Source organism: Deltaproteobacteria bacterium (genome assembly GCA_018668695.1).
Classification (GTDB): domain Bacteria; phylum Myxococcota; class XYA12-FULL-58-9; order XYA12-FULL-58-9; family JABJBS01; genus JABJBS01.
In genome coordinates, this window is record JABJBS010000100.1 from 69,646 (window position 1) to 77,963 (window position 8,318).

Consider the following 8,318-nt stretch of genomic DNA (forward strand, 5'->3'; position numbering starts at 1 on the left):
AAATGACAGACGCCCCTTCCACATTTCCCGGTATCGCCGCCTCAGCTGGCGTCGCCGTTGGACGCGTGTATCTGCTGGACCGTCGTAAAGTAAGAGTTCCCAGATTTCATATTAAGAGTCAGCAAGAAACCAGCGAAAAACAGCGCTTGGTTGCCGCCATCCGTAGCTCCATTGAACAGCTCCAAAAGATTCAAGACCAAAGCCTTATCGAAGGGACCGAGCACAATGCGATTTTAGATGCGCATATCCTAATGCTCAAAGATGAGACCCTCCTTTCCGATGCATGTCAGCTTATCGAAAACGAACATCTCAATGCCGAGTGGGCCGTTAACAAAGTGATGGGCAAGCTTCGGAGTTTTCTCGACTTAGCTGAAGACGAGTACATGAAGGAGCGCCGCAACGATATTGATTTTGTTGGCGACCGCATCGTGAAAAATCTCGTGGGTCAAGGATGTGACGGCAATGAACTTCAAGCCCTACAAAGTGGCACAGTCGTCATTGCTCACGACTTAAGCCCTGCCGACACAGCTGTGTTGGCCACACAAAAAGTCACCGGCTTCGCAACACAAGTGGGCAGTAAAACATCGCACACATCCATCATTGCGCGCTCACTCGATGTACCCGCAGTCGTCGCATGCCAAGGGCTCTTCGACCAAGCTGGTCATGGCGACACCGTCATCATCGACGGGATCCAGGGACACGTCGTTCTTAGACCCAGTCCCGAGCAGATTCAGAATGCACGGAAAAGAGCAGAAGCTTTTGAGAGCCTTTCATTAGAATTCCTTCGTGTAAAATCCCTGCCCGCCAACACCACAGACGATGAAAATATTCGTATTCTAGGAAATATCGAATTGCCTGGTGAAAGCAGCACCGTCTTCTCCCGTGGCGGCGAAGGCATCGGTCTCTACCGGACAGAATTCCTCTTTGTGCGGCGCGAAACCGCACCGGATGAAGAACTGCATTACAGAACCTACGCGGGTATCTTCGACGAGTTCAGTGACCAAATTGTCACCTTCCGCACGATGGATATTGGCGGCGATAAGGCATTTAAATCCGCTCCGGTATCTCCTGAACTCAATCCGGCTCTGGGGCTTCGAGGGATCCGCTACGCTATGGCGAACCCAGAACTCTTCGAAAACCAAATAGCAGGTATTCTACGAGCCGCCGTCCATGGCCCGTCTAGAATACTCTTGCCAATGATTTCTGGAATCGAAGAGATTCACTATGCAAGAGAAGTTATCGCTAAAGTCGCCAAGCGGTTAGAGAGTGAAGGCAAAGAGTTTAACGCCGATATTCCGTTGGGCTCTATGATCGAGGTACCAAGCGCAGTCTTGATCATCGACTCATTGGCTAAAGAGTGCGATTTTCTTTCCGTCGGTACCAACGACCTCATGCAGTACTTACTTGCAATTGACCGTATCAACCAAAGGGTGGCTTACCTTTATCAGCCGCTTCACCCAGCCGTGATTCGCACACTTAAGATTATAGCTGATGCAGCGCAGCGCCACGACAAGCCCCTTACCTTATGCGGCGAAATCGCTGGAGAGCTGCTCTGCGCACCCGTGCTCATGGGGTTAGGTTTTAGAGAACTAAGTATGAATGCTGGTTCCATTCCTTGGGTTAAGCACCTCATTCGCGAGCTCTCACTCGCCGATTGCCAAGTCATGGTTAAAGAAGCGCTGCTCAAGAATTCATCAGAAGAAGTCGGTAACCACGTTCTGCGCTTTATTCAGGAGAGTATTCCTCAGGAATATTCACTTTGGGAATCTGCGAAACATGTAGATGCCGAAAGCCTACAGCCCGGTCACTGATTGGGCGCGGGCGGCAGGGCCCTCTTAAGCCAAACATACGATAGGACGCCTGCCACGACATTGCCCAGGGCGAGCGAAAAAACCACTCCATCAAATCCCCAGACCTCTCGCAGCCACCATGCCAGCGGCAGAGCTATGACGAAAAATCGAATTGTCACGATGACCATCGGCGGTACACTGCTTCCTAAATTGGTAAAAACAGGTGCCGCCAGGATACGTACGCCCTCGAGTACCCAGCTCAAGCTCAACCAGTGCATAATCATGACCATGTTATCAACAACTTCCGGGTCGTCATGGAAGCAGCTTAAAATCGGTTCGCCAAACACCCAAAAGACCACTGCCAAAGCGGTCCCATTGAAGAGGTTAAATGCTAAGGAAAGGTCAACCGAGCGCAGTACCCGGCTCGTAGAATTCGCGCCAATATTCTGTCCCACAAAGGGGCCCAGTATAATGCCCAGCGACATCAGAACGATAAAGCCGAAGGCCTCAACCTGCATAGCCATCCCAAAGGCGGCTACGACCGCAACGGGAAAGACTGCCAGTAACTTCAGTAAACATGCTTGACCCATTGGGAAGATCAGCTGAACCATGGTTGCAGGGAATCCTAAGCGGCAGATTTCCTTACTATCAATCCAAAAGTGCGCGAGAGTTGGTATTCGGTCGCTGAGCAGACGGTAGCGAAACACCAAGAGTAAAACAGTCCACAAGCCAGCGACAGTGCGAGAGAATAAGGTAGCCCACGCGGCCCCTTCAAAACCCATCGCAGGCACCCAGCCTTCTATCCCAAATATCAAAATGGGATCGAGAACAGCATTCATGAGCGAGGTCACAACCATCACGATAGCGGGGGCTTGGGCATCGCCAAGCGCCCTGGCTAGGCTTCCAGCCACCAAACAGAGCACCAGCGGCGGAATACCCACAAACCAAATCACAAGATATTGCTGCATCAAGGGGTAAAGTGCCGGGTCGGTTTCCAGCCAAACTGGGATTTCATCAATGATAGCGTAGCCCATCAACCCGAAGAGGATTGAAACTACGGTTGTAAAAATCATCGCAATGGTTGCAAACTCTTTTGAACGCTCATCCTGACCTTCACCTACCAGCCTTGCCAAAATGGCTTCAGCACCGATTCCGATACCCACGCCAATACCACTGGTAAACAATAATATCGGCACACAGTAGGAGATACTCGCGAGATAATTCTTACCGAGAAGACCGACATAATATGCGTCGGCCAAAGCGAAACCTAGAATGGATACCATGCCCATGGTCGTAAACATGGTCATAGACGCGAGAGTTTTACCCACCCTACCCTCGGTAAGGTCAAACATTAGGCTCTAGATCTTTGTAGATAGGCTGCGATGATACAGCTGAAGATTACCAAAATATTTTTCACGACCACCAAAACCAAAATAGCGGTGGGGAATAAACCAAGTGCCCATAGAACAAGACAAACAACTATTCCCAAAATGTTCTGCACAAGGACGATATCAAAAAATGCGTGATGTTCGTGACGGGCATTCATAAAGTAACACCAGCCTACAATCATCCATGCCCAGCCTACGACTCGCACATACCCAACAACCAATGGTGCTTGTGAGATCCCCAAAATATCTAGAAGCCAACTCGGTTGGATAAGAACGGTGGTTCCGAAAGCCAAAACAATCCAGCCAAGCAGCTCTAGCCATTTCCCGAAAATACTGCGCTCTTTATTCGGGAAGGCCAACGCGCTCCAATATTCTTTGGGTGAAGAGACTGTCGTTTCTTTACGCCAAAGCCAAAAGCAGATGCCTGCAGGCAGAGGGACCCCCATGAACATGAAAATAAAGAACGCTAAGTGAATTTCACCCATGGCATAAATAATCGCCAAGAGGCCAAGCTCCACAGGCCGGTGAATCATCGTGGCCATAGACACGTACTCGAGGTCGTGGAGTGAAAGGGTAAAACCCATAAACGTAATTTGCATCACGACGAAGCCGACCCAACGAAGCCCTACATCAAGATCTTGAAGGGAGAAATCGACACCAACCCATTCAAAAAATTGTGGATAAAACATCATGGCAGGAGTGGCGGTGCAACAAATCATCGCGGTGGTTAGAAAGTTCCAATACGACGATGGCCTCAGATTTGTGGTGCGACCACGGGCAAAAGTGTGTTGCCAAACCTTTCCAGGAGAGTAACCATCGTCTCGAACCATAAATATCACCATGCCATCAATTCGTTCTTATTTAGATTATCGCCAGGATTTGCCCTTTGGTGCCAGAATTTAATCAATCATCTTTGGTTTCGAAAAACTGGGTGATTGCGATAAGGTGCTCGAAATCACCCAAAGGTTTACGGAGACGATGGCAATGAGACCACGCGATGACAACGAAGGTTTGGTTTACTCAAGCGAGCATGGAAGCAGCTGCCCTGCCTGCCAAAAACCACTCAAAAAATGTCGCTGTAGCAAAGCTGAAGCCGCGCCTAAGGGCGATGGCATCGTGCGTGTTGGACGAGAGACCAAAGGTCGAAAAGGCAAAGGCGTCACAATTATCACAGGGATTCTCTTAGCCGAAAAAGAGCTCAAGGTGCTTGCCAAAGAATTGAAGAAAAAGTGTGGTACCGGTGGAACGCTGAAAAATGGCGTCATTGAGATTCAAGGAGACCAACGTGATCTCATGATCTCGCTGCTCGAAAAAAAGGGATTCAAAGTCAAACGCTCTGGTGGCTAATTAGGCTACCCGCAGATGACCCCAATCACTTCCACGCTTTAATAAAACATCATCCGCAGCCGCAAAATGAGCCATCATGTGTGCATTCAACTCATCAGCACATTGCTCTGTAATACCATGTCCTGCGTTTGAGAAAGATATCATTCTTGAGCCAGGAATTCGGCGATGGAGATCATCACTCGCTTCAGCTGGAACAAGAATATCCTCGGTTGGTTTGACGACAAGCACAGGCTTACCTTTGAGTCGCTTCAATTTACGGCCCGTATTGTGCTGAGCCATAGCCATCAGTTGATACTTCAAGGTCTGCTTTGCAATGGGGTTAAACAGTTCCTCAGCAATCTTTGAGTCTTTGGACACTGTCATAAATTGCTGCCTCGCCTCTTTGGGATAGAGAAGCTTACCAAGCGCATCAATGCGAGTCTTACCGGTACTCATGTTGGCCTTAAGGAAAAGTCCGATGGCTTTAGCCTTGGGTAGATTTTTCGGTCCACCCGAATGCGTCGCGATTAATGTTAAGCTTCGCACCAGGTGCGGGTAGCGCAGGGCAAACTCTTGGGCAATCATTCCGCCCATGGAAACGCCAACCACATGCACATCACGAAAACATTGATGTTCAACCAACGCAGCTGCGTCACTTGCCATATCTGGAAGTGTATATCCCGATGTGACCTTACCGCTTCGTCCAACACCTCGGTTGTCCATACGCAGAACTTGGTGATGTTTCTCAAGCGTGGTCACCTGAGGCATCCAAGCTTCAGATGTCATACCGAATCCCATCAATAAGAGAACAGGACTCCCTTGCTCACCACTTTGGTCATACCAAATCTTCATGCCATTTAAGTTTGCGTACATACTTCCCCCTTTGAATACCTGAGGAATGATAATGCACCTGAGGTGTTGTGGAAATGATGAGGTCGCGAATCTGTTTAAAATCAGCAACTTTTTCAAAATTGTCCCGAAAAATATCTTAGACACCCAGTACCCAAGGATTCATGTGATGCATCTGCACTTAGAAACGCCCTATACCGTTCCAGGCCAACTCGATCCGGTTCGTCAGTTTGAAGAAAAATGCATTTTGAACAACAACTTATATGAAAAAATCCACAACGAAGCTGGCAGCGATGTTGAGCTGACCCGGAGCGAAATCCAAAACGGACGCTTTATTCGGGACGCCATCATTCACCCCCGTGCCGAGGCGGTACCGGCCGCCATCAAAGTATTCGTGGGTACAGACGCTTTAGATTTTCGTGAACACACCACTTACGATCTAAAAACCCATCGGGGTGAGACTGAAACCTCTCTCTTGGCTGGCCCTTTCAAGGGTAAAATAAGCGCGAAGATATCATTCTCATTACGCAGTGCCGCTCCGTTTCAACCCCGCACCGTAACCCATGCACTCGATGCAGATATTCGAGCAAACGTTTGGCTCATTGGCGGCAAGTTAGAAAAAACCATGGCAAAAGAAATTGAAGCGAAGCAACCACAAATTCAAAACATGACTCAGACCGCGCTCAACACAGTTCATCAAGAACTAGAAGAGGCCGCTTAAGTATTAAACTTTTGCTTCTTCCACGCCTGCGCCGGAGCGCTGGGAACTCCAAACTCTTCAAAACCCGGTAAGATCACTTCTTCCAGAGTTTGCTTAAATACTTGCTGGACGGTTTCACGCGGTAAAATACCGTAGCCGTAAAGGTCACAGTGTTGGGGCTTGTTCTCAGAAGCTTCTTCGCTCTCACCACTAAGAACAGGCTCGAGCATATTTGGAAGATAATCGCCCAAGAATCCAACATCCCGGGATTGTGAGGCATAGGCCAAATGCGCCCAGCCTAACCGGCTATGGTTGACCTCGTCTCCCAAAATTGAGCGGACCGTTTGCTCAATAATTTCTGAATCGAGACGCTTTTTCATTTCGAGAAGAAGCGCAGTACTCAACGTTTCCGTGATACAGCCCATGGCGGCACTTGTATAAAGTGCCCGGTCTTCAGATGACCAAGCCCGCGGCCCCAGAAGCCCTCTTTTGCGAGCGACCAAAGGATTGACCTCTTCATCGCAGGCCGCAATGATTGCTCGGCATCTACCAGCATGCTCAACCTCATCCTCACTCGCTTCTTCGGCCATAGCCGCAAGTCCATTCGGAAGATTCACTTCACGCATAGCCTTACCGAGCTGCCCAAAAAGAGAAGCAGCTTCGCGCTCCGTTTTTTCACGCTCTCGCCAGATCTGCGCAACGAGGTGTTTGTGCTTAAACTGTTTTAGCAAGAAGTTCCCCAGCAACACTCAAAGCCGTCTACAACTTGAGATTCACCGTCAACTTCTTCACAGCATTGAGGCTCGTCTCCACAAAAGCATGTTAAAGGCTCACCATCTGCGGAGTTTGCATCTTCCTCACCAGGATCGGTTTCAGGATCGGTTTCAACATCAGTCTCAGAATCGGTCCCAGAGTTATCACTGGTCTCAGTGCTATCTGGATCCGTCTCGCCGGCGGTTTCCCCCGACGTGTTATCGCTGCTCTCTGCTGTGTCATCTCCAGCGGATTGGCTTTGTTCGTCTGATACGGGATCCGCATTTGTCGCTTCATCACCACAACCCACCAAGGACGCCGCCGTCATACCACCACCGATAACCAGTGCACGAAATAGCTTAGAACGATGCATTACATTCTCCTTCTGCCTCACCGAGACATTCTAGCCGCAATCTTATGAATATCAGTTGACTCGAAAAATTCCCTTTTGTCCATTTGAATGTCTTGAACAGTTCATACAAATTTAGTTAACATTAGATGATGGACCAGAACCCTCAAATTGAAGACCTCTGGTCACGTCTACCGGTATTCCGAGTCGTCGCCGCCACTGAGCACTTACCCACCGCCGCGAAGATTCTCCACATCACTCCGCCAGCGATATCTAGGACCATTAAACTGCTAGAAGAAGAGTTAGGGCAACCCCTCTTTCGTAGAACCGGGCGCCAATTGGTTCTCAATGCGGCAGGGCGCAGGCTACAAGCCAGTCTGACCGATGCAGTTGAATCTCTCGAAACGTCGCTTAAAAATCTGAGTGCAGACCCACTTGCTGGTCCTGTCCGGATTGCCACCATCGGTGTTTTAACAGATTATGTTGCACTTCCCGCTCTTCTCAGCCTCAAAGAGACTCACAGTTTACTGGAGCCTAATTTACTTCTTCGCTCGCCCCAAGATGCACATGATGGCCTGGTGCGAGGTTTGCTCGACGTCGCTTTTTATTACGAGGCGCTCACCGATGAACGCCTTGAGATCAATCATTTGGGTGAACTACGGGCGGGCATCTACTGTGGTAAAAACCACCCACTCTTTAAAAAACGAAAACTTACGCAAGCCCAGATTCTCGAGCACCCCTTTTCGGTTCCCCAAACTGGTCAAAATGGATTGGTGCAGGATGGCTGGCCAGTTGAGCTAAACCGCCGCATCGGTATGCGCATCACGATGCTATCATCCAACTTGGCCGTATGTTTATCGGGGCAGTTTCTAACCGTATTGCCGGATGTGGTTGCGGACCGTTACATTCAGAGCAAAGAGCTCAAGAAGCTGCCGATGGACGTGATTGAGCCCATACCGGTTTACGGTGCGCGTAGGAAAAGTGATGGCGAGAACACAGCTTCAGCACTTGTGCTGAGGTGCATCACAAGCAAGCTCAAGAGCTTAACAAGGTAGGTTTGTTAAAAGACGGTGCCGCGCATTCCTCCGCGCAGCACCGATTCCTTTATTTCGCGGCGAGCGTAAGCTTAAGGACCACACCGTCTCGGATCAGGTCGTCGGCTT

The 8,318-nt window shown here is 49.4% G+C and carries 9 protein-coding genes; 4 read left to right on the forward strand and 5 right to left on the reverse strand.

Annotated features, from left to right (window positions below):
* Positions 1-2 precede the first annotated feature (2 nt).
* A complete protein-coding gene (gene ptsP / locus HOK28_05790; protein ID MBT6432583.1) occupies positions 3-1,811 on the forward strand; it encodes a phosphoenolpyruvate--protein phosphotransferase in 1,809 nt (602 codons plus the stop codon).
* Here the strand turns inward: ptsP and HOK28_05795 are convergent.
* Together HOK28_05795 and HOK28_05800 are read right to left on the reverse strand one after the other, a co-directional pair.
* Positions 1,805-3,142, reverse strand: coding sequence for an MATE family efflux transporter (locus HOK28_05795; GenBank protein MBT6432584.1), 1,338 nt, complete (start codon positions 3,140-3,142; stop codon positions 1,805-1,807). The two genes, ptsP and HOK28_05795, sit on opposite strands and share 7 nt — an antisense overlap.
* Positions 3,142-4,008, reverse strand: a complete 867-nt coding sequence (locus HOK28_05800; protein MBT6432585.1) for a hypothetical protein — start codon at positions 4,006-4,008, stop codon at positions 3,142-3,144. The genes HOK28_05795 and HOK28_05800 overlap by 1 nt, the downstream gene beginning before the upstream one ends.
* Before the next feature lie 148 nt (positions 4,009-4,156).
* On the opposite strand from HOK28_05800, the gene HOK28_05805 reads away from it, so the two are divergent.
* Positions 4,157-4,525, forward strand: a complete 369-nt coding sequence (locus HOK28_05805; GenBank protein ID MBT6432586.1) for a translation initiation factor Sui1 — start codon at positions 4,157-4,159, stop codon at positions 4,523-4,525.
* Here the strand turns inward: HOK28_05805 and HOK28_05810 are convergent, their stop codons facing one another.
* Positions 4,526-5,377: an alpha/beta hydrolase gene (locus HOK28_05810; GenBank protein MBT6432587.1), complete on the reverse strand. Its 852-nt coding sequence runs from the start codon at positions 5,375-5,377 to the stop codon at positions 4,526-4,528.
* A 145-nt stretch (positions 5,378-5,522) separates the two neighbouring features.
* Between HOK28_05810 and HOK28_05815 the strand changes: the two genes are divergently transcribed.
* Positions 5,523-6,074 carry a DUF2505 family protein gene (locus HOK28_05815; protein MBT6432588.1) on the forward strand — a complete coding sequence of 184 codons (552 nt, stop codon included), beginning with the start codon at positions 5,523-5,525 and terminating at the stop codon, positions 6,072-6,074.
* Here the strand turns inward: HOK28_05815 and HOK28_05820 are convergent.
* Both HOK28_05820 and HOK28_05825 read right to left on the reverse strand, forming a co-directional pair.
* Positions 6,071-6,784 (reverse strand): hypothetical protein, encoded by a 714-nt coding sequence (locus HOK28_05820; protein ID MBT6432589.1) that lies wholly within the window; start codon positions 6,782-6,784, stop codon positions 6,071-6,073. The genes HOK28_05815 and HOK28_05820 overlap by 4 nt on opposite strands.
* Positions 6,778-7,179, reverse strand: coding sequence for a hypothetical protein (locus tag HOK28_05825; GenBank protein ID MBT6432590.1), 402 nt, complete (start codon positions 7,177-7,179; stop codon positions 6,778-6,780). The genes HOK28_05820 and HOK28_05825 overlap by 7 nt, the downstream gene beginning before the upstream one ends.
* A gap of 125 nt (positions 7,180-7,304) precedes the next feature.
* On the opposite strand from HOK28_05825, the gene HOK28_05830 reads away from it, so the two are divergent.
* On the forward strand, positions 7,305-8,210 hold the full coding sequence (locus tag HOK28_05830) for a LysR family transcriptional regulator (protein MBT6432591.1): 906 nt from the start codon (positions 7,305-7,307) through the stop codon (positions 8,208-8,210).
* Positions 8,211-8,318 lie beyond the last annotated feature (108 nt).